Consider the following 20,231-nt stretch of genomic DNA (forward strand, 5'->3'; position numbering starts at 1 on the left):
CTCACCTAATATCGCCTTCGCGGAATACCGTTCGGCTGGAGCCGCGTCGTGCCACTCGCCGAGAGGCGACCTGCACACCGACACCAGCGCCGCCCTCGGCCCACCGGCCGGGGGCGGCGCTGTCTGTGCCCACCCGACATGCGGCACCACGCTCGGGTGCCTCGCGGCACAATGCTCGAATGACCGTCGCGCGAACCTGGTCCGAGCAGTCAGGTCTGCTCGTACTGCCCAGCGGGGCGACGGTGCGCGGGCGCCGCATCGCTGCGACCGCCTCGCCGGCCGACTTCGCCCTGCTGTTGGCGCCCGAACCGGCGCCGGCCTGGCCGCACCGGCGGATCCGGTGGCCAGACTTCTGGGTACCGCTAGATCGGGCCGACGCGCTGGACGCCCTGCGCGAGGCGCTGCGGCGGGCGCACGACGGTGAGCGCGTGGAGGTGGCCTGCCGGGGCGGGGTGGGGCGCACCGGTACGGCGTTGGCCGCGTTGGCGATCCTCGACGGCCTGCCGGCCGAGCGGGCGGTGCCGTGGGTGCGGGCGGGCTACCACCCGAAGGCGGTGGAGACCCCCTGGCAGCGGCGCTGGCTGCGCCGGATCGCCTGACCACCACCGCCCCGCGCGCCGACCACCCCCGCGCCGACCCGCCGCCGGATGCGGCGCGGTAGCCCTACCTCTGCGCGGTCACCGCCGGCTCGGTGACGTACTCGCGGAGGTGGTGGGCGGTGAGTGTGTCGCCCCGGGCCACCAGCTCGGCCGGGGTACCGGTGAAGACGATCCGTCCGCCGTCGTGGCCGGCGCCCGGTCCCAGGTCGATGAGCCAGTCCGCGTGCGCCATGACCGCCTGGTGGTGCTCGATGACGATCACGGTGTTGCCGGCGTCGACCATCCGGTCCAGCAGGGCGAGCAACTGGTCCACGTCGGCCAGGTGCAGGCCGGTGGTCGGCTCGTCGAGCACGTACGTGCTGGTCTTCTCGGCCAGGTGGATGGCGAGCTTGAGCCGTTGCCGCTCCCCGCCGGAGAGGGTGGTCAGCGGTTGGCCGAGGCTGAGGTAGCCCAGCCCCACGTCGACCAGCCGGCCGAGGATGAGATGCGCCGGCCCGCTGGGAAAGAACGCGTGGGCCTCGGTGACGGACATGGCCAGCACCTCGCTGATGTTCCTGCCGCGCAGCGTGTACGTGAGCACCTCGTCGGTGAACCGCCGGCCCTCGCACCGTTCGCAGACGCTCGCCACGCCGGCCATCATCGCCAGGTCGGTGTAGATGAGCCCGATTCCCTTGCAGGCCGGGCAGGCGCCCTCGGAGTTGGCGCTGAACAGGGCCGCCTTGACCCCGTTGGCCTTGGCGAAGGCGGTGCGGATCGGGTCGAGCAGCCCGCTGTAGGTGGCCGGGTTGCTGCGTCGCGACCCGCGGATCGCGGACTGGTCCACGATCACCACTCCGGCCCGGCCGCGCAACGATCCGTGGATCAGTGAGCTCTTGCCGGAGCCGGCCACGCCGGTGACGACGGTGAGCACACCGAGCGGGATGTCCACGTCCACGTCGCGCAGGTTGTGCAGGTCGGCGTGGCGGATGGCGAGCTGACCGACGGGTGGGCGTACGTCGTCGCGCAGGGTCACCCGGTGGTCGAGGTGCCGGCCGGTGAGGGTGCCGGAGCGGCGCAGGCCGGGGACGTCGCCGGTGTAGCAGATCCGGCCGCCGTCGGTGCCGGCGCCCGGGCCGAGGTCGACCACGTGGTCGGCGATGGCGATGGTCTCCGGCTTGTGCTCGACGACCAGCACGGTGTTGCCCTTGTCCCGCAGCCGCAGCAGCAGGTCGTTCATCCGGGCGATGTCGTGCGGGTGCAGGCCGACGGTGGGTTCGTCGAAGACGTACGTGGCGTCGGAGAGGCTGGAGCCGAGGTGCCGGACCATCTTCACCCGCTGCGCCTCGCCGCCGGAGAGGGTGGACGACTCGCGGTCGAGGCTGAGGTAGCCGAGCCCGATCTCGACCAGGGAGTCCAGCAGGTCCCGCAGGTTGGCGATCAGCGGCGCCACCGCCGGGTCGTCGACGCTGCGGACGAACGCGGCCAGGTCGCTGATCTGCATGGCCGAGCAGTCCGCGATGGTGCGCCCGGCGATCCGCGACGACAGGGCCGCCGCGTTGAGGCGGGTGCCCCCGCAGGCCGCGCAGGTGGTGAACGTGACCGCCCGGTCGACGAAGGCGCGGATGTGCCCCTGCATCGACTCGCGGTCCTTGGCCAGGTAGAGCCGCTTGACCTTGACCGCCAGACCCTCGTACGTCCAGTTGTTGCTGCCCATCTTGATCTTCGTGGCCGGCTTGTGGAGGAGGTCCTCCCACTGGGAGGGCGTGTAGTCCTGGAGTTTGACGTCCGGGTCGAACAGGCCGGAGCCGACGATGGTCTGCCAGTACCAGGAGTCGACCGCGAAGTTGGGCACCGTGATCGCGCCGTCGTTGAGCGAGCGTTCGACATCGACCAGCTCGTTGACGTCCAGGTCGGTGACCCGGCCCAGCCCCTCGCAGGTGGGGCACATGCCCTCGGGCAGGTTGAAGCTGAACGCCCCGGCGCCGCCCACCGACGGTTCGCCGAGCCGGCTGAAGAGGATCCGCAGCATGGCGTACGCGTCGGTGGCGGTGCCCACCGTGGAGCGGGAGTTGACGCCCATCCGCTCCTGGTCGACCACGATGGCCGCGCTGAGGTTGCGCAGTGAGTCGACGTCGGGCCGGTTGAGGTTGGGCATGAACGACTGGAGGAAGGCGCTGTAGGTCTCGTTGATCAGGCGCTGGGACTCGGCGGCGATGGTGCCGAAGACGAGCGACGACTTGCCTGAGCCGGACACACCGGTGAAGACGGTAAACCGGCGCTTGGGGATGTCGACCGAGACGCCGGCGAGATTGTTCTCGCGCGCTCCGCGTACCTCGATCATGTCGTGGCTGTCGGCGACGGACCATGCTGGCTGCGACATGCGGACCCTTCACGAGATGGTGGCGGGCGAGGCCCCGCCAGGCTGACGGATTACATTGTCTCATTCATCCCCTCGTGGAGACTTTCGCCGAGTTCTCGCTGTGGCCCGCGCCGGAACGCCCGGTAAAGTCTCAAATCACGTGGCAACCGGTACGGTGGCAGCCGTGGACACCGCATCCGAGGCTCGCCTGCGGGCGGTGGACCTGGCCGCCACCGCCGGGATCTCCGTGCAGCAGGTGCGCAACTACGTCGAGGTGGGCGTGCTGCCGCCGGTGCGGCGTACCGTGAGCGGTTACCGGATCTTCACGGCCGAGCACGCCCGGGCCCTGCGGGTGGCGCGGCGGCTGGCCGAGGGGCACGGCTGGAGCCGTACCCGGGAGATCATGTCGGCGGTGCACCGGGGCGACCTGCCGGCGGCCCTGGCGGCGCTCGACGGCGGCCACGCCGAGCTGGACCGGGAACGCGCCGAGATCCGCCGGGTGCTCGGCGCCTTCGAGACCGTGGTGGCCAGCCCCCCGGCGACCCGGCCGGCGCCGCGGCGTGCCGCCCGCATCGGCGAGGTCGCCGCACTGGTCGGGGTCCGAACGTCGCAGCTGCGGCTGTGGGAGGAGCGCGGCCTGATCCGGCCGGGCCGCACGCCGGGCACCAGATACCGGGTGTACGACGAGGCCGAGCTTCGGGCCGCCCAGGTGGTGGCACTGCTGCGGCGGGGCGCCTATCCGTTCGAGATCATTGAGGCGGTGCTGGGTGAGTTGCGCACCACCGGCAGTGCCCAGCGGGTCCGCGCCGAGCTGGGCCGCCGCGAGCAGGAGCTGCACGCCCGCAGCCTGCGCCGGCTGCGGGGGAGCGCGGCGCTGCACGACTACCTGGCTGGTCGGGGTGCCGCCGGAAGGTCGGCGGGGCATCCGGTCCCGCCGGGCGATCTTGTTGGCTAGGGTCGCTCCTATGAGAGCTGCGCTGCTGGCGGTCACGGCGTCCGCCGTCCTGCTCGCTCCCACGCCGGTCGCCGCCGCCACGGGCACCGCTCCCACGCCGGTCGCCGCCGCCACGGGCACCGCTCCCACGCCGGTCGCCGCCGCCACGGGCACCGCTCCCGCGCCGGTCGCCGCCACGGGCACCGCCGCTGCGGCGACCGCGCGCTGCCCCACGGTGCCGGCGCCCGCGGTGTCCCGACCGCCCCGGCCCTCGCCGCCGCCCGCCGTGCCCGAGCAGCGGGTGGTCGGTGGCGCCGGGCTGGCCACCAGCGGCCTGGTCGTGCCGGCCGGCGTCGGCGTGCCACCGGCGATCACCGCCACCTCGTGGCTGGTCGCCGACCTGGACACCGGCCAGGTGCTCGGTGGCTGCGGCCCGCACGAGTACGGCACCCCGGCCAGCGTGCAGAAGCTGCTGCTGGCCGCCACGATGCTGCCCCGGCTGGATCCGAAACAGACGGTCACCGTCACCGCGGCGGACATGGACATCGAGCCCGGCTCCTCCGCCGTCGGCCTGGTCGAGGGCGGCCGGTACACCGTCGAGACGGTCTGGCTGGGGCTGCTGCTCAACTCGGGCAACGAGGCGGCGAACGTGCTGGCCCGGCTGGGTGGTGGGGCGGACGGCGCGGCCGGCGGGGTACGCGCGATGAACGAGCAGGCGCACCGGCTCGGCGCACTCCAGACGCACGCGGTCACGCCCTCCGGGTTGGACGGCAAGGGGCAGTTCACCAGCGCGTACGACCTGGCGCTGATCGCCCGGGCCTGCTTCGCCGAGCCGACGTTCCGCCGGTACGCGCTCACCGAGCAGACGCAGATCCCCGCCCAGCCGGCGCAGCGCACCAAGGGTTTCCAGATCCAGAACGAGAACCAGCTCATCTACCGGTACCCGGGCGCGCTCGGCGGCAAGACCGGCTTCACCGATCTGGCCCGGCACACCTACGTCGGGGCGGCGCAGCGGGACGGGCGGCGGCTGGTCGTGACCCTGCTGGGCGCCGAGCCCGCGCCGCTGCGCGGCTGGGAACAGGGCGCGGCGCTGCTGGACTGGGGGTTCACGCTGCCCCGCGACGCCGCCGTCGGCCGGCTGGTCGAGCCGGGCGAGTTGACCGCCACGCCGTCGGCTGCGCCGTCCGAGCTGGCCGCGCCCGGCGCGCCCCGACCGGCGGCGGCCAGCGGTCCGGTGCACAACAGCTCCAGGCTGCTCTGGTCGGTGACCGCGCTGAGCGGCGCGGGTGTGCTGCTGCTGGGCGGGCTGCTGTGGCGCCGCCGCCGCCGGCTGCCCTGACGGATCGACAACCGGCCCCGTCATCCATAGACTCCGGTCTTTCTGGCACCACGAGTCCAGGAGGATCCCTTGTCGAGTGAACTCGAACCGCGGTCCGGCGTGGCGGCACCCCGCCGGCCGGTGCGCGCGCTGTCCCGCCTCGCGGGCGTGACGGTGCTCGCCGGCGTGCTGGTCGCTTCCGCTTCCGCGTCCGCCGCCGCCGTGGCCGCACCGCCTACGACCGCCGACGCGGTTACCGTGTCCGCCGCGCCGTCCGCCGCCACCGATGCCGCCACCCGCCCGCCGCGCACCACGCACGGCCCGTGCGCCTACACCGAGACGCCCGACGAGCCGGCTGCCCGGCCGGTGCCACTGCCGCCCGACCCGCGGCGTACGCCGGACCGGGGCACCGTGCGGGTGACCCTCTCCACCAACCACGGGCCGATCGGGTTGACCCTGGACCGGGAGGCCGCGCCGTGCACGGTGCAGAGCTTCCTGCACCTGGTCCGCAAGCACTTCTACGACCGCACCTCGTGTCACCGGCTCACGGCGTACCCCACGCTGAGCGTGTTGCAGTGCGGCGACCCGTCCGGCACCGGCGAGGGCGGCCCGGGCTACCGGTACCGCGACGAGCTGCCGACCGACCTGCCGCCGGCGCCCACCGACCCGACCGGGGTGCGCCGACTCTACGAACGAGGCGTGCTGGCCATGGCCAACGCCGGGCCCGACACCAACGGCAGCCAGTTCTTCCTGGTCTACGCCGACTCGGCGCTGCGCCCCAACTACACGATCTTCGGCGAGGTCGACGCGGCCGGGCTGGCCACCCTGGACCGGATCGCCGCCGGGGGAGTGGCGCCGACGGCCGAGGACCCCGCCCCGGTCGACGGGGCTCCCGCGCTGCCGGTGGACATCCGCCGGGCTGTCCGCTCGCACCACCACCACTGACCGTGCGGCGCGGTGGGCGGCCCCGGGTCGCTCACCGCGCCACCGCAGCGCGACGAGCGACAGCCAACGATCGCTGAGGCCGCCGGAAGCCGGAATTTTCGGGACCCGGACCGGAACCGCCGGAACCAGCGTCCGAGCTGATTCCGACCGTCACGACCGGCCGGGCGACCCGGTCGGCGGGGCGGCGGTGCTGTCCCGGACGACCAACTCGGTCGCGAGCTCCACCCGTGGGGAGTCGATGCCCTCGCCCTGAGCGAGCCGCAGGACGGTCCGCGCCGCCAGCCGACCCATCTCGACCAGCGGTTGCCGCACAGTGGTCAGTGGCGGTGACGCCCACCGCGCCTCGGGCAGGTCGTCGAAGCCGACCACGCTGACGTCGCCCGGGACCAGCAGGCCGCGTTGCCGGATCGCCTCGTAGACGCCGAACGCCATCTGGTCGCTCGCCGCGAAGATCGCCGTCGGCGGCTCGTCGAGGTCCAGCAGCGAGGACCCGGCGGCGAAGCCGGACGCGTGGTAGAAGTCGCCGGGTCGGAGCAGGTGTTCCTCCAGCGGCAGGCCGGCGGCCTCCAGCCCGGCCCGGTAGCCGTCCAGCCGGGCTCGGCTGCACAGCAGGTGCGTCGGCCCGGCCACGAACCCGATCCGCCGGTGTCCGAGCGAGAGCAGGTGCTCGGTCGCGGCGAGCCCGCCGGCCCAGTTGGTGGCTCCTATGGTCGGCACGTCGATGGCGGGAACGCCGGCCGGGTCGACCACCACCACGGGCACGTTGAGCCGCCGCAACTGGGCGTAGAGCGGCGGGCTGACGTGCGAGGTCACGAAGATCACGCCGTCGGTGGCCCGGGCGCGCAGGTTCTGCAGCCACTGCCGGGCGGCGGTGGACTGTCGGTGTATCGCGGAGACCACGGTGCCCACGCCGGCGGCGTGCCCGACGTCCTCGACCCCACGGATGATCTCCACGGCCCAGGGGCTGTCCAGGTCGTTGAAGACCAGGTCGACCAGGCCCGCGCGCTGCACCGTGCGGCTGGCGCGACGCCGGTAGCCGTGGTGGCGCAGCAACTCCTCGACCCGTTCCCGGGTGCCGGGTGCCACGTCCGCGCGGCCGTTGAGCACCCGCGACACGGTCGGCACCGAGACTCCGGCTTCTCGCGCGATGGCGCTGATGGTGACCCTGCGTCCGTCGTCGGCGTCCACCCGCGTCTCCTTTGTTCCTCGGGGGCGGGACGGACGCCGGCACCGGGATGCCCCGGAGCAGCGTGCCCGTCCCATCGGTCATCTTGCCGCACGGACCAGGGGCTGGCGACAGGGCGGATCGCCGCCAAGTTCCGGGAAGGTGTGGAGAATTCCCGGAAGTCCGGGCTGATCGGCAGGGGCCGGCGCGTCGTCGGGCCCGGCGCCGCACCCGTGAGCTAGCCGCTCAGTCGCTCGCCGCACCGGTGGCCGACGGCGGCCGATCGGGCCCGGGGGAGGGCCTGTACGGGGCGCAGGAAGACCGGACGACCAGTTCGGTCGGCAGCCGGACGTGCGGGTCGCGTTCGACGCCGCCGACGAGGTCGATGAGCAGCCGCATCGCCTCGGCGCCCATGCGCTGCAGGGGTTGCGCGATCGTGGTGAGCTGCGGGGTGGCCAGCGCCGACTCAGGGATGTTGTCGAAGCCGATCACGGACAGGTCGTCGGGCACCGTGAGGCCCACGGCCCGGGCGACGTCCATCGTGGAAATCGCGGAGAGGTCGTTGCCGGCGAAGACGGCGGTCGGCCGGTCGGGCAGTGCCAACAGTTCCGCGGCCGTGGCGGCGGCGCTCTCGACCCGGAAACCGCCGACGCGGACGAGTCGTTCGTCGACCGCGACGCCCGCGTCGGCCATGGCCCGGCGGAAGCCGGCCTCGCGAAGGCGCGCCGACTCGAGGTCGGGGCGACCGCTGATGTGGCCGATGCGGCGGTGACCGAGCGACAGCAGGTAGTTGGTCGCGAGCACCGCGCCGCCGAAGTTGTCGGAGTCGACGGTGGGCAGCCCCGACGGGCCGGTGTGGGGGTCGACGGCCACGACATGGAAGCCCTGCTTGGTCTCAACCACCGTCGGCGTGACGATCACGGCCCCGTCGATGAGCGTCCCGGACAGGCGGGCCAGCGAGCGCCGCTCCCAGCCGACGGCCGTGCCGTCGCCGTCGCCGCCGGAGTAGGCCAGCAGTTGGTAGCCGGTACCGGCGACCTCCTTCGACGCGCCCTTGAGCAGCTCGGTCGAGAACGGCTCGAATTCGGCGACCAGGATTCCCAGGACGTTCGTCCGGTGGCTGCGCAGGCTCTGCGCTCCCAGGCTGGCCTCGTAGCCGAGCTGGTGGATGACCTCCCGGACGCGCTCCACGGTCGCCTGTGCCACGCCGTAGCGACCGTTGACGACCTTCGACACGGTCGCCACCGAGACGCCGGCCGTACGGGCCACGTCCGACATCTTGACACGCTCGGGGAAGGTCACGCCGACGATGATAGAGGGCCACCTGGGACTCGTTGCGCGGGAGTAGAAAACGTTATCGACAACGGTTGACACCCGGTTACGGGACTGTAAAACTCGCCGCACCTAGTACCGCCACTGCTAGTCGAGGAGACATGTCGATGGCGATGAAGCACCGCGCGGGCGCCACCCTGGCGCTGTTCGTAACCACCGCACTGCTCGTCGCCGGGTGTAACGGCGGCGACAGCGAGGCACCCGCCGAGAACGAGCTCTACAAGAACCCGGTGACCCTGACCTGGTGGCACAACGCCTCCCAGGACGGGCCTGGCAAGACCTACTGGGAGAAGGTCGCGAAGGACTTCTCCGCACTGCACTCGACCGTCACGATCCAGATCGAGGCGATCGAGACCAACCAGCTCCAGCGCACCCGGCTCCCCGCCGCGCTGCTGAGCAGCGACCCGCCGGACATCTTCCAGGCGTGGGGCGGCGGCGAGATGCGTGAGCAGGTGGAGGCCGACTACCTCAAGGACATCACCGGTCAGGTCAAGGACGAGGTCGCCAACATCGGCAGCGCGACCGAGATCTGGCAGGTGGACGGCAAGCAGTACGGCCTGCCGTACCGGATGGGGATCGAGGGCATCTGGTACAACAAGGACATGTTCGCGAAAGCGGGCATCACCGCTCCTCCGACCACTTTCGAGGAGCTCAACCAGGCGGTCACGAAGCTCAAGGCCATCAACGTCATCCCGATCGCGCTGGGCGCCGGCGACAAGTGGCCCGCCGCACACTGGTGGTACAACTTCGCGCTGCGTGCCTGCTCGGTCGACACGCTCAAGAAGGCGTCCGTCGAACCGGTCTTCGACGACCCGTGCTTCGTCAAGGCGGGCCAGGACCTGAAGACCTTCATCGACACCAAGCCGTTCCAGCCGAACTTCATCGCGACGCCGGGCCAGAACGACCCGACCAGCGCCAACGGGCTGGTCGCCAACGGCAAGGCCGCGATGGAACTGATGGGCGACTGGAACAGGGGCACCCTGGAGACGGTCGCCGAGGACCCGAAAGCCCTCACGAAGTTCCTCGGCTGGTTCCCCGTCCCGGCGATCGCCGGCTCCGCCGGTGACCCGAAGGCGGCCCTCGGCGGCGGCGACGGGTTCGCCTGCGCCAAGAACGCCCCGGCCGAGTGCGTCGAGTTCCTCAAGTACATAGTGAGCCCCGAGGTGCAGAAGGGCTTTGCTGCGACCGGCACCGGCCTGCCCGTAGCCAAGGGTGCGGAGGCCGGCGTGGCAGACCCCTCCCTGAAGTCCATCCTGGAGGCCACCTCCGGTGCGACGTATGTGCAGCTCTGGCTGGACACGGCCTTCGGCAGCACCGTCGGCAACGCGATGAACGACGCGGTCGTCGCCATATTCGCCGGCAGCGGCACCCCGGAGAAGGTCGTGGACGCGATGAAGGCGGCCGCGAAGAAGTGACCTCCACCAACCCGACCCTCAGCCCCGCCGGCGGCGCGTCCGCGCCGCCGGCGGGCCCCCCGCCCGCCCGACGCCGGTCGGCCCGCGCTGCCGAGACCAGACGCAAGTGGTACGAGATCATCGGGCTCACCACGCCGGCGGTCGTCGTCTACGTGATGTTCGTGCTGGTGCCGATGGGCTTCGCGGTCTACTACAGCCTCTTCCGCTGGAGGGGGGTCGGGCCGCCCACCGACTTCGTCGGATTCGACAACTACGTCCTCGCCTTCCAGGACCCGATCTTCCTGGACGCGCTGCGCAACAACGCCATCATCGTGGTCGGGTCGCTGGTGATCCAGGGGCCCATCGCCCTGGCCGTGGCCCTGCTGCTCAACCGACGGTTCCGCGGACGCGCCGCCTTCCGCCTGCTCGTGTTCGTGCCGTACGTCCTCGCCGAGGTCACCGTCGGCATCATGTGGAAGCTGCTCCTCACCGGCGACGGCACCGTGGACGCCCTGCTCCGGCAGCTCGGCCTGGGCAGCTTCGTGCAGGCGTGGCTCGCCGACCTCGACGTCGTGATCTGGACGATGCTGTTCGTGCTCACCTGGAAGTACGTCGGCTTCGCGATCATTCTCCTGCTCGCCGGTCTGTCGAACGTGCCGCCCGAGCTGACCGAGGCCGCCGCGATCGACGGGGCGAGCTGGTGGCAGACCCAGCGCCACGTCATGCTCCCGCTGCTGGGGCCCACGATCCGGATCTGGATGTTCCTGTCGATGATCGGCTCGTTGCAGGCCTTCGAGGTGATCTGGGTGACCTCGGTGCCAGCGGTCCGGTCTCTCGGTGCCTCGGCCACCATGGCCACCTACATGGTGGACAACGGCTTCTTCGCCCGGCTCTGGGGCTACGGCAACGCCGTCGCCGTGATCCTCTTCGTCATCTCGTTCATCGCGGCGCTGCTGTTCCAGCGGTTCCTCCTCCGTCGCGACATCGAGGGCGCCGTCACCGGAAGGAGGAACTGACCGTGACCGCCAACGCCGTCCCCGCACGGCCCACCTCGCGCCGGCCGTTCGCCTGGAGCAGTCCTCTGACCTACGCGATGGCGCTTGCGGTCGCCGCCATCTCGATCACTCCAGTGGTCTACGTGATCGTCGGCGGCTTCCGCACCACCCCGCAGATCATCGCGGATCCGGCCGGGCTGCCCGACCCCTGGGTGTGGGACAACTACGCCCGGGTGCTGACGCAGAGCGATTTCTGGAAGCAGGCGTTCAACAGCGCCGTGATCGCCGTCGGAACGACGGCAGCGGTCGTGGTGCTCGGCGTCTGCGCCGCGTTCGTGCTCGCCCGGTACGCCTTCCGCGGCCGCGAGGCGCTCTACACCTTCTTCACGCTCGGCCTGCTCTTCCCCTCCGGGGCGGCGATTCTGCCGCTCTACCTCATGCTGCGCGACCTCAGCCTGATCAACTCCTACTACGCGGTGATCCTCCCGCAGGTCGCCTTCTCGCTACCGCTCACGATCGTGATCCTGCGGCCGTTCCTGGCCGCCGTCCCCCGCGAGTTGGAGGACGCCGCCGCGATCGACGGTGCCGGCCGGCTCGGCTTCCTCTGGCGCATCATGCTGCCGCTGTCCCGGCCCGCGCTGGTCACCGTCGGGGTCCTCGCGTTCGTGGCGAGCTGGAACGCCTTCCTCCTGCCGCTGCTCGTGCTCGGCGACGCCGACCTGCACACCCTGCCGCTGGGCGTGCAGAACTTCTCCAGCCAGTACACCTCCGACACCGCGGGAATCCTCGCGTTCACCTCGCTGGCGATGCTGCCGGCACTTCTGTTCTTCACCTTCGCCGAGAAGCAGATCGTCGGTGGCCTGCAGGGCGCGGTGAAGGGCTGAGCGGCACCGGTACGCGCAGAGGCGAAACACCTCATAACCGTCTACCTGTTCGCCCGGCGGCCCCTCGTACGGGGCCGATGGGCGTCGGAGGAAAGTGACCGACAACGTGACGCTGGACATCGAACGAAGCACCGCGATCTGGAACGACCCGACCCAGGAGTTGACCACCCGTGTCGACGCCCTGGTCGCCGCGATGACCCTGGCGGAGAAGGTTTCGCAGCTCTACGGCGTGTGGGTCGGTGCGTCCGCCGACGGCGGTGAGGTCGCGCCCTACCAGCACGAGATGGAGGAGCTGGTCGACCTCGACGCGCTGCTGGAGACCGGGCTCGGCCAGCTGACCCGACCGTTCGGCACCGCACCGGTCGACCCGGCGCTCGGCGCGCTCTCGCTGCTGCGGACCCAGCAGCGGATCAGCGCCGGAAACCGGTTCGGCATCCCCGCGCTGGCCCACGAGGAGTGCCTGGCCGGCTTCGCGACCTGGGGCGCGACCGCGTACCCGGTGCCGCTGTCCTGGGGAGCCACCTTCAATCCCGACCTGATCCGGCGGATGGCCGCCCTGATCGGTGCCGACCTGCGCCGCCTCGGTGTGCACCAGGGGCTCGCGCCGGTGCTCGACGTGGTCCGCGACGCCCGCTGGGGACGGGTCGAGGAGACCGTGGGGGAGGACCCGTACCTGGTCGGCACGGTCGCGACCGCGTACATCCAGGGGCTGGAGTCCGCGGGCGTGGTGGCGACCCTCAAGCACTTCGTCGGGTACTCGGCCTCCCGGGCCGGGCGCAACCTGGCGCCGGTCGGCATGGGCCCGCGGGAGCGCGCGGACGTGATGCTGCCACCGTTCGAGATGGCGATCCGCGAGAGTGGCGCGCGGTCGGTGATGCACGCCTACACCGACACCGACGGGATGCCGTCGGCCGCCGACGAGGAGCTGCTCACCGGCCTGCTCCGGGAGACCTGGGGGTTCACCGGCACGGTCGTCGCCGACTACTTCGGCATCGCGTTCCTGCACACGCTGCACGGCGTGGCCGGCAGCTGGGGCGAGGCGGCCGGCGCCGCGCTCGCCGCCGGGGTGGATGTCGAGCTGCCCACGGTGAAGACGTTCGGCCCGCCCCTGCGGGAGGCGCTCGCCGCCGGGCAGGTGCCCGAGTCGCTCGTGGACCGGGCGGTGCGCCGGGTGCTGACGCAGAAGGCGCAGCTCGGGCTCCTCGACCCGGACTGGAACCCGGTGCCGCCGGCGCTCGACGGCGTCGACGTCTCCGACGCCGACGCGGTGCGCGGCACCGTCGACCTGGATCCGCCGGCGAACCGGGCGCTCGCCCGGGAGGTGGCCGAGCAGGCCGTCGTCCTGCTGCGCAACGACGGCACCCTGCCGCTGGCCCGACCGGCGCGGATCGCGGTGGTCGGCCCGCAGGCCGGCAGCCCGACGGCGGCGCTGGGCTGCTACTCGTTCCCGGTGCACGTCGGGTCCCGCCACCCGGATCTGCCGGTCGGCATCGAGCTGCCCACGCTGGCGCAGGCGCTGGTCGGTGAGTTCCCGACGAGCGAGGTCGTCGTCGAGGTCGGTGTGGGCATCGACGACCTCGACACCAGCGGTGTCGCCGCGGCCGTCGAGGCGGCGCGGGGTGCCGACGTGGTGATCGCGGCGCTCGGCGACCGGGCCGGACTGTTCGGCCGGGGCACCAGCGGTGAGGGCTGCGACGCCGAGTCGCTGGCCCTGCCCGGGGCGCAGCAGCACCTGCTGGACGCGCTGCTGGACGCCGGCCCGCCGGTAGTGGTCACGCTGATCGCCGGCCGGCCGTACGCGCTGGGCCGGGCGTTCGACGAGGCGGCGGGCATCGTGCAGTCCTTCTTCCCCGGTGAGGAGGGGCCCTCGGCGATCGCCGGGCTGCTCAGCGGGCGGGTCGAGCCGCAGGGGCGGCTTCCGGTCAGCGTGCCGCGCAGCCCCGGCGGCCAGCCCACCACCTACCTCGCCGCCCGGCTGGGGCATGCCAGCGACGTCTCCAACCTCGACCCCACCCCGGCGTACGGCTTCGGGCACGGGCTCAGCTACACGACGTTCGACTGGTCGGAGCTGGCGGTCGAACAGACGACGGCGGATACCGACGGCGAGCTGCGGCTTGCCTTCACGCTGCGCAACAGCGGCACCCGGTGGGGCAGCGAGGTGGTGCAGCTCTACGCCCACGACCCGGTGGCCTCGGTGGTGCAACCGGTGCAGCGGTTGATCGGCTATCTGCGGGTGCCGCTGGAGGCCGGCGCGGGTCGCCGGATCGAGGTGAGCGTGCCGGCCGATCTGCTCTCGTTCACCGGGCGGGACGGCCGGCGGGTGATCGAGCCCGGGGCGCTGGAGCTGCGCCTCGCCTCGTCGAGCACCCAACCCCGGCTGGTGGCGGCCGTCGGGCTGACCGGGTCGGCACGGCACGTCGACCACACCCGGCGGATGCACCCGCTGTTCACCGTCCACCCGACCGTCTGAGGATGCCGTGTACACCGACCTGCCCGAGGAGCAGTTGCGCGGCTACCGCAGTGCGGTGCGGGAGCCCGCGGACTTCGACCAGTTCTGGGCCGGCACCCTGACGGAGGCCCGGGACGCCGGCTGGCCGGTCCGCGCGGAGCCGGTGGCGACGGGGCTGGCCGGCATCGACGTCCTCGATGTGACCTTCGCGGGTTTCGCCGGCCAGCCCGTGCGGGCCTGGCTGCGGGTGCCCCGTGGGGCTGGCACCGCGCTGCCGACCCTGATCCAGTACGCCGGTTACGGCGGTGGGCGCGGGCACCCGCTGGAGAACCTGCTCTGGGCGTCCGCCGGGTTCGCGCACCTGCAGATGGACACCCGGGGGCAGGGCTCGGGCTGGAGCCGGGGCGCCACCCCGGACCCGGGCGCCGCCGGTCCGGAGGCGCCCGGGGTGGCCACCCGGGGCATCGCCGACCCGCGCACGTACTACTACCGCCGGCTGATCACCGACGCGGTCCGGGCGGTGGACGCCGTCCGGACCCTGCCGATGGTCGACCCGACCCGGGTGGCGGTGCTCGGGCACAGCCAGGGCGGCGCGCTGGCGCTCGCGGCCGGCGCGCTGGCACCCGGCGTGCGGGCGGTGGTGGCCTTCGTGCCGTTCCTCTGCGACATCCCGCGTGCGGTGGTCGCCACCGACACCCGCCCGTACCGGGAGATCCGCGACTACCTGGCGATCCACCGGGACGCCGAGGAGCGGGTGCTGAGCACCCTCGCGTACGTCGACGGGGTCAACTTCGCCCGCCGCTGCCGCCGTCCGGCGCGGTACTCCGTGGCGTTGATGGACGACATCGTGCCGCCGTCGACGGTCTACGCCGCCGTCAACGCCCACGCCGGCCCGACCGAGCTGTCGGTGTGGCGGTACAACGGCCACGAGGCCGGCGGCATCGACGACGACGAGGCGGCGCTGCGCTTCCTCGGCGAGCACCTGATGGAGGGCGCCGGTGCCCCCGGCCGGCTGTCGGAAGCCGATCCGGCGCCCAGCGCCGCCCGGGGCTGATAGACAGGACGGGTGCGCAGGCCAGGCCGGGTGGGTGGGGCTGCCGTGCTCGCGTTCGTCGCGCTGCTCGGCGGCTGCTCGCGGCCGGAGCCCCGACCGACGCCCACCGTCTCGGCGCCGGCGTCGTCGAGCCCCGCGTCCTCCGCCGCCGTCGGGCTGCCGGGGTTCGTGGTGCTGACCGACGTCGACCCGCGCATCCACACCGACATCCGGTACGCCACCGCGCACAACTTCGTCGGCCGGCCGGTCACCGGCTATCCCGAACCGCTGTGCCTGCTCACCCGGCAGGCGGCCGAGGCGCTGCGGCGGGTCCAGGACGCCGCGCTGGCCGGCGGGCACAGCCTCAAGGTGTACGACTGCTACCGCCCGCAGCCGGCGGCGGACGACTTCGTGGCGTGGGCGAAGCGCCCCACCGAGCAGCAGACGAAGGCCGAGTTCTATCCGGACGTGGCCAAGAGCCGGCTCTTCGCCGACGGCTACATCGGGGCGCCCACCTCGCACAGCCGGGGCAGCACCATCGACCTGACCCTGGTCGACGAGCCCGCCGCCAGTCAGCCCCCGTACGTGCCCGGGCGGCCGCTGGTGGCCTGCACCGCGCCGCGCGGGCAACGCTTCGCGGACAACAGCATCGACATGGGCACCGGCTTCGACTGCTTCGACACCCGGGCGCACACGGCCGACCCCCGGATCACCGGCGCGGCCCGGGACAACCGGCGACTGTTGCAGCGGTTGATGACCGACGCCGGGTTCGTCAACTACGACCGCGAGTGGTGGCACTACCGCCTCCGCGACGAGCCGTACCCGGACACCTACTTCGCCGCGCCGGTGGCCCGCTCCTCGGTCGGTTGACGCCACCGGACTCCAACGCATAACCTTTCGTCAATCTGTAAACCTTGTGAACAAATGTTCACGCGACGCGGCGGCGCGCGTCCCCAGGCCACCACCGAAGGGACGATCAGGTGATCGCAGAACTCTCCACCCGTGCCAAGCGGATCATCTCGCTGCTGGTCGCGCTGGTCGTCACGCTGAGCGTCGGCGTCGCCGTCAGCGCCTCGCGCGCCGCGCAGGCCGCTCCGACGTTCAAGGTCCTCGCCTTCTACAACGGCACCTGGGACGCCGCACACATCGACTTCGTCAGGGACGCCCGTGCCTGGTTCCCGCAGGCGGCCGCCCAGTACGGCTTCTCCTGGGAGGCGACCACCAACTGGAGCCTGCTGAACACCGCGAACCTGGCCCAGTACCAGGTCATCATGTTCCTCGACGACGCGCCGCCCACCGCGCAACGGGCGGCGTTCCAGCAGTACATGCAGAACGGCGGCGCGTGGCTGGGCTTCCACGTCACGGCGTTCAACACCAACCCGTCGAGCTGGAGCTGGTACTACAACACCTTCCTCGGCACCGGCGCCTTCAAGTCGAACACCTGGGGGCCCACCCGGGTGACGATGCGCACCGACAACCGCACGCACCCCGCCACCCGGCAACTCCCCGCGACGTTCCCCTCGTCGATCAGCGAGTGGTACTCCTGGAACAACGACCTGCGGCAGAACCCGGACATCGACATCCTGGCCTCGATCGACCCGTCCAGCTTCCCGGTCGGCACCGACCCCAACCAGTCCTGGTACAGCGGCTACTACCCGCTCGTCTGGAGCAACAAGCGGTACAAGATGCTGTACGCCAACTTCGGCCACAACGCCATGGACTACAACACCAACACCGGCCTGTCCTCCACCTTCGACAGTGAGCAGCAGAACCGGCTGCTGATCGACGGGCTGCACTGGCTCGCCGGTGCCGGCACGGTCCCCACCCCGACGCCCACCCCGCCCGGCTCGATCTCGCCGACCGCCTGGCACACCGTGGTCAACCGGGGCAACGGCAAATGCGTCGACGCGCGGGCCGCCGCCAGCGCGAACGGCACCGTCATCCAGCAGTACGCCTGCAACCGCAGCGCCGCGCAGCAGTACCAGTTCCCGCCGACCAGCGGCGGCTACCTACGGGTCAACAACCGCAACAACAGCGCCCAGGTGCTCGACGTGACCAACGTGTCGACCGCCGACTCGGCGCCCATCCAGCTCTGGTCCTACAGCGGCGGCAACAACCAGCAGTGGCGGGCGGAGCCGGAGGGCAACGGCTACTACCGCCTGGTCAACCGCAACAGCGGCAAGTGCCTCGACGTGCCGGGGGCGTCCACCGCGGACAGCGTCCAGCTCGTCCAGTACACCTGCAACGGCACCGCCGCGCAGTCCTTCCGGCTGGTCCCGCAGACGTAGACCTCCGTCCCGACGCCTCCGGTTCGCCCGCTCTGGGACGGTAGCCGAGCACCCGTAGCCGCTCGACGTCGGCGCGCACGGTGCGGGCGGTGACCGCCAACCGGTCGGGCCCGGCGGGCATCACCCGATCGAGCGCTATACCTGTGAGGCATGTTTATGACTCACAGGTATAGCGCTCACCCGTGGATAGATGCCCGCCGCGACATCCGGTTAATCGGTTGCTCGCCGCGCGACGGGCTGATGAACTGCCCAAACCACCACCAACCTCAGGGAGTAGTCATGCGCGCTGCGTCGATGTCCGACCAGAAGGGACCTGTCACCTACCTGAAGGACATGACGCTCCGTGAAGACCCTCAACCTCGGCATCCTGGCGCACGTCGATGCCGGTAAGACCAGCCTGACCGAGCGACTGCTGTACGCCGTCGGCGTGACCGACCGGCTCGGCAGTGTCGACGCGGGCAGCACCCGCACCGACTCCCTGGCGTTGGAACGCCAACGCGGGATCACCATCCGCTCCGCCGTCGTCTCCTTCGTGCTGGACGGCGTGACCGTCAACCTGATCGACACGCCCGGCCACCCGGATTTCATCGCGGAGGTCGAGCGGGTGCTCGGCGTGCTCGACGGCGCGGTGCTCGTGGTCTCCGCCGTGGAGGGCGTCCAGCCGCAGACCCGGGTGCTGATGCGCACCCTGGGCCGGCTGCGCATCCCCACGCTGATCTTCATGAACAAGGTCGACCGGGCCGGGGCGGACCCCGAGCGGGTGGTGCGGGCCGTCGCGGAGAAGCTGACCCCGACCGTGGTGGCGATGGGGTCGGTGGCCGAGGCCGGCACACGGCAGGCCCGCTGCACGCCATACGGCCCGGCGGACGTCACCTTCACCGACCGGCTGCTCGACCTGCTCGCCGGGCAGGACGACGCGCTGCTCGCCGACTGGGTGGCCGACCCCTCGACGCTGGCGTACCCCCGGTTGCGCCGCGCGCTGGCCGACCGGACCGGGCGGGCGCTGGTCCAGCCGGTGTTCGCCGGCTCGGCCATCACCGGCGCCGGAGTGGACGCGCTGATCGCCGGGATCACCGAACTGCTGCCCACGGTCCAGGGCGACGCCGACGCCCCGGTCTCCGGCACCGTGTTCGCGATCGAGCGCGGCCCGGCGGGGGAGAAGATCGCACTCGTGCGGCTCTTTGCCGGCACCATCCGGGTCCGCGACCGGATCCGGGTCGGCGCGACCGACGCATCGCTCGTCACCGCGCTTCGCGTCGTCGCCGACGGGGCCGATGTCGCCGCGTCGTCGGTGGGGGCGGGCCACATCGCCCGGCTGTGGGGCCTCACGGAGGCGCGGATCGGTGACCCGGTCGGCGTACCCCCGCAGCGGGCCGGCACGGACCGCCAGTTCGCACCGCCCACCCTGGAGACCGTGGTGGTCCCGGACCGCGCCGCGGATCGCGCCACGATGCACGCCGCGCTGAGCCAGCTCGCCGAGCAGGATCCGCTGATCAACCTGCGGCAGGACGACCGGCAGCACGAGATCAGCGTCTCGCTCTACGGCGAGGTGCAGAAGGAGGTCATCCAGGCCACCCTGGCCGACGACTTCGGGGTCGCCGTGACCTTCCGAAAGACGAGCACGGTGCACGTGGAGCGGCTGCGCGGCGTCGGCGCGGCGGTCGAGGTGATCGCCGTGGCGCCCAACCCGTTCCTGGCCACCGTCGGGCTGCGGGTGGCCCCGGCTCCGGTCGGGGCGGGCGTGAGCTTCCGGCTCGGCGTCGAGTTGGGTTCGATGCCGCCGGCGTTCTTCGCGGCCGTCGAGGAGACGGTGCACCGGACGCTGCGCCAGGGCCCGTACGGCTGGCAGGTCCCCGACTGCGAGGTGACGATGACCCACGCCGGCTACTGGGCGCGGCAGAGCCACTCCCACGGCACCTTCGACAAGAGCATGTCCAGCACCGCCGGGGATTTCCGCAACCTCACCCCGCTGGTGCTGATGACCGCGCTCACCCGGGCCGGCACCCGGGTGCACGAGCCGGTGCACCGGTTCCGGCTGGAGGTGCCGGGCGACGTCCTCGGCACCCTGCTGCCCGCGCTCGCACGGCTGGACGCGGTGCCGACCGATACCACCGGGCAGGGCGCGTCGTACCTCGTGGAGGGGGACATCCCGGCCGGGCGGGTGCACGCGCTGGAGCGCCGGCTGCCGTCGCTGACCCGGGGCGAGGGGGTGCTGGAGACCGCCTTCGACCGGTACCAGCCCGTGCGCGGCCCGGCACCCACCCGGGCACGGTGGGACCACAACCCGCTGGACCGCAAGGAGTATCTGCTTGCGGTCGCCCGCCGGGTCGTCGGCCGCTAGGCCGTCGCGGCGGGGCCCGTCGGCAATATCCATTGCGGACGCGGCCCGGCCCGCCTAGCGTCATCGGCGCAAGGTCGACCGATCAGATCCCGGGGAGCACGCCGTGTCGCAGCGCAACCGCACCGAAGCCACCTGGCCAGCGCCAGGTGCGGGTGCCGGATTGCCCTCCGGCGCACGGTACCGGTGTTTCGGCCGGCCCGACCAGGGTGGGTGGCC

Annotated in this window: 15 protein-coding genes; 12 read left to right on the forward strand and 3 right to left on the reverse strand. The window is 72.2% G+C overall.

The genetic code is table 11. The annotated features are described in order from the left end of the window. Nucleotides 1-179 precede the first annotated feature (179 nt). Nucleotides 180-599 (forward strand): protein-tyrosine phosphatase family protein, encoded by a 420-nt coding sequence (locus tag AB0K07_RS28815; RefSeq protein WP_363760091.1) that lies wholly within the window; start codon nucleotides 180-182, stop codon nucleotides 597-599. 64 nt (nucleotides 600-663) lie between these two features. Here the strand turns inward: AB0K07_RS28815 and AB0K07_RS28820 are convergent, their stop codons facing one another. Then, nucleotides 664-2,958 (reverse strand): excinuclease ABC subunit UvrA, encoded by a 2,295-nt coding sequence (locus AB0K07_RS28820; protein WP_363760094.1) that lies wholly within the window; start codon nucleotides 2,956-2,958, stop codon nucleotides 664-666. 163 nt (nucleotides 2,959-3,121) lie between these two features. Between AB0K07_RS28820 and AB0K07_RS28825 the strand changes: the two genes are divergently transcribed. From AB0K07_RS28825 to AB0K07_RS28835, 3 genes are all read left to right on the forward strand, one after another. Continuing rightward, complete coding sequence (locus AB0K07_RS28825) at nucleotides 3,122-3,892, forward strand: MerR family transcriptional regulator (RefSeq protein ID WP_363760097.1); 771 nt, start codon at nucleotides 3,122-3,124, stop codon at nucleotides 3,890-3,892. A gap of 10 nt (nucleotides 3,893-3,902) precedes the next feature. Then, nucleotides 3,903-5,210 carry a D-alanyl-D-alanine carboxypeptidase gene (locus AB0K07_RS28830; RefSeq protein ID WP_363760100.1) on the forward strand — a complete coding sequence of 436 codons (1,308 nt, stop codon included), beginning with the start codon at nucleotides 3,903-3,905 and terminating at the stop codon, nucleotides 5,208-5,210. 69 nt (nucleotides 5,211-5,279) lie between these two features. After that, complete coding sequence (locus tag AB0K07_RS28835; protein ID WP_363760103.1) at nucleotides 5,280-6,134, forward strand: peptidylprolyl isomerase; 855 nt, start codon at nucleotides 5,280-5,282, stop codon at nucleotides 6,132-6,134. A 150-nt stretch (nucleotides 6,135-6,284) separates the two neighbouring features. Here the strand turns inward: AB0K07_RS28835 and AB0K07_RS28840 are convergent, their stop codons facing one another. Both AB0K07_RS28840 and AB0K07_RS28845 read right to left on the reverse strand, forming a co-directional pair. Then, a complete protein-coding gene (locus tag AB0K07_RS28840; protein ID WP_363760106.1) occupies nucleotides 6,285-7,322 on the reverse strand; it encodes a LacI family DNA-binding transcriptional regulator in 1,038 nt (345 codons plus the stop codon). Nucleotides 7,323-7,545: 223 nt separating this feature from the next. Further along, nucleotides 7,546-8,601, reverse strand: a complete 1,056-nt coding sequence (locus AB0K07_RS28845) for a LacI family DNA-binding transcriptional regulator (protein ID WP_363760109.1) — start codon at nucleotides 8,599-8,601, stop codon at nucleotides 7,546-7,548. A gap of 137 nt (nucleotides 8,602-8,738) precedes the next feature. Between AB0K07_RS28845 and AB0K07_RS28850 the strand changes: the two genes are divergently transcribed. The 8 genes from AB0K07_RS28850 to AB0K07_RS28885 all read left to right on the forward strand — a co-directional run bounded on the left by AB0K07_RS28850 (nucleotide 8,739) and on the right by AB0K07_RS28885 (nucleotide 20,015). After that, entirely contained in the window at nucleotides 8,739-10,046 is a 1,308-nt protein-coding gene (locus AB0K07_RS28850; RefSeq protein WP_363760112.1) for an extracellular solute-binding protein, read from the forward strand. Further along, entirely contained in the window at nucleotides 10,043-11,041 is a 999-nt protein-coding gene (locus AB0K07_RS28855) for a sugar ABC transporter permease (protein ID WP_363760115.1), read from the forward strand. The genes AB0K07_RS28850 and AB0K07_RS28855 overlap by 4 nt, the downstream gene beginning before the upstream one ends. Further along, on the forward strand, nucleotides 11,038-11,904 hold the full coding sequence (locus AB0K07_RS28860) for a carbohydrate ABC transporter permease (RefSeq protein WP_363760336.1): 867 nt from the start codon (nucleotides 11,038-11,040) through the stop codon (nucleotides 11,902-11,904). The genes AB0K07_RS28855 and AB0K07_RS28860 overlap by 4 nt, the downstream gene beginning before the upstream one ends. Nucleotides 11,905-11,998: 94 nt before the next feature. Then, nucleotides 11,999-14,374 (forward strand): glycoside hydrolase family 3 N-terminal domain-containing protein, encoded by a 2,376-nt coding sequence (locus tag AB0K07_RS28865; protein WP_363760118.1) that lies wholly within the window; start codon nucleotides 11,999-12,001, stop codon nucleotides 14,372-14,374. Nucleotides 14,375-14,381: 7 nt separating this feature from the next. Further along, entirely contained in the window at nucleotides 14,382-15,407 is a 1,026-nt protein-coding gene (locus AB0K07_RS28870) for an acetylxylan esterase (protein WP_363760121.1), read from the forward strand. 12 nt (nucleotides 15,408-15,419) lie between these two features. After that, nucleotides 15,420-16,256: a M15 family metallopeptidase gene (locus AB0K07_RS28875; RefSeq protein ID WP_363760124.1), complete on the forward strand. Its 837-nt coding sequence runs from the start codon at nucleotides 15,420-15,422 to the stop codon at nucleotides 16,254-16,256. A 110-nt stretch (nucleotides 16,257-16,366) separates the two neighbouring features. After that, nucleotides 16,367-17,674: an RICIN domain-containing protein gene (locus AB0K07_RS28880; RefSeq protein ID WP_363760127.1), complete on the forward strand. Its 1,308-nt coding sequence runs from the start codon at nucleotides 16,367-16,369 to the stop codon at nucleotides 17,672-17,674. Between the two features lie 343 nt (nucleotides 17,675-18,017). Next, a complete protein-coding gene (locus tag AB0K07_RS28885) occupies nucleotides 18,018-20,015 on the forward strand; it encodes a translation factor GTPase family protein (RefSeq protein WP_363760130.1) in 1,998 nt (665 codons plus the stop codon). Nucleotides 20,016-20,231 lie beyond the last annotated feature (216 nt).

The organism is Micromonospora sp. NPDC049301 (genome assembly GCF_040678715.1).
Taxonomy (GTDB): domain Bacteria; phylum Actinomycetota; class Actinomycetes; order Mycobacteriales; family Micromonosporaceae; genus Micromonospora.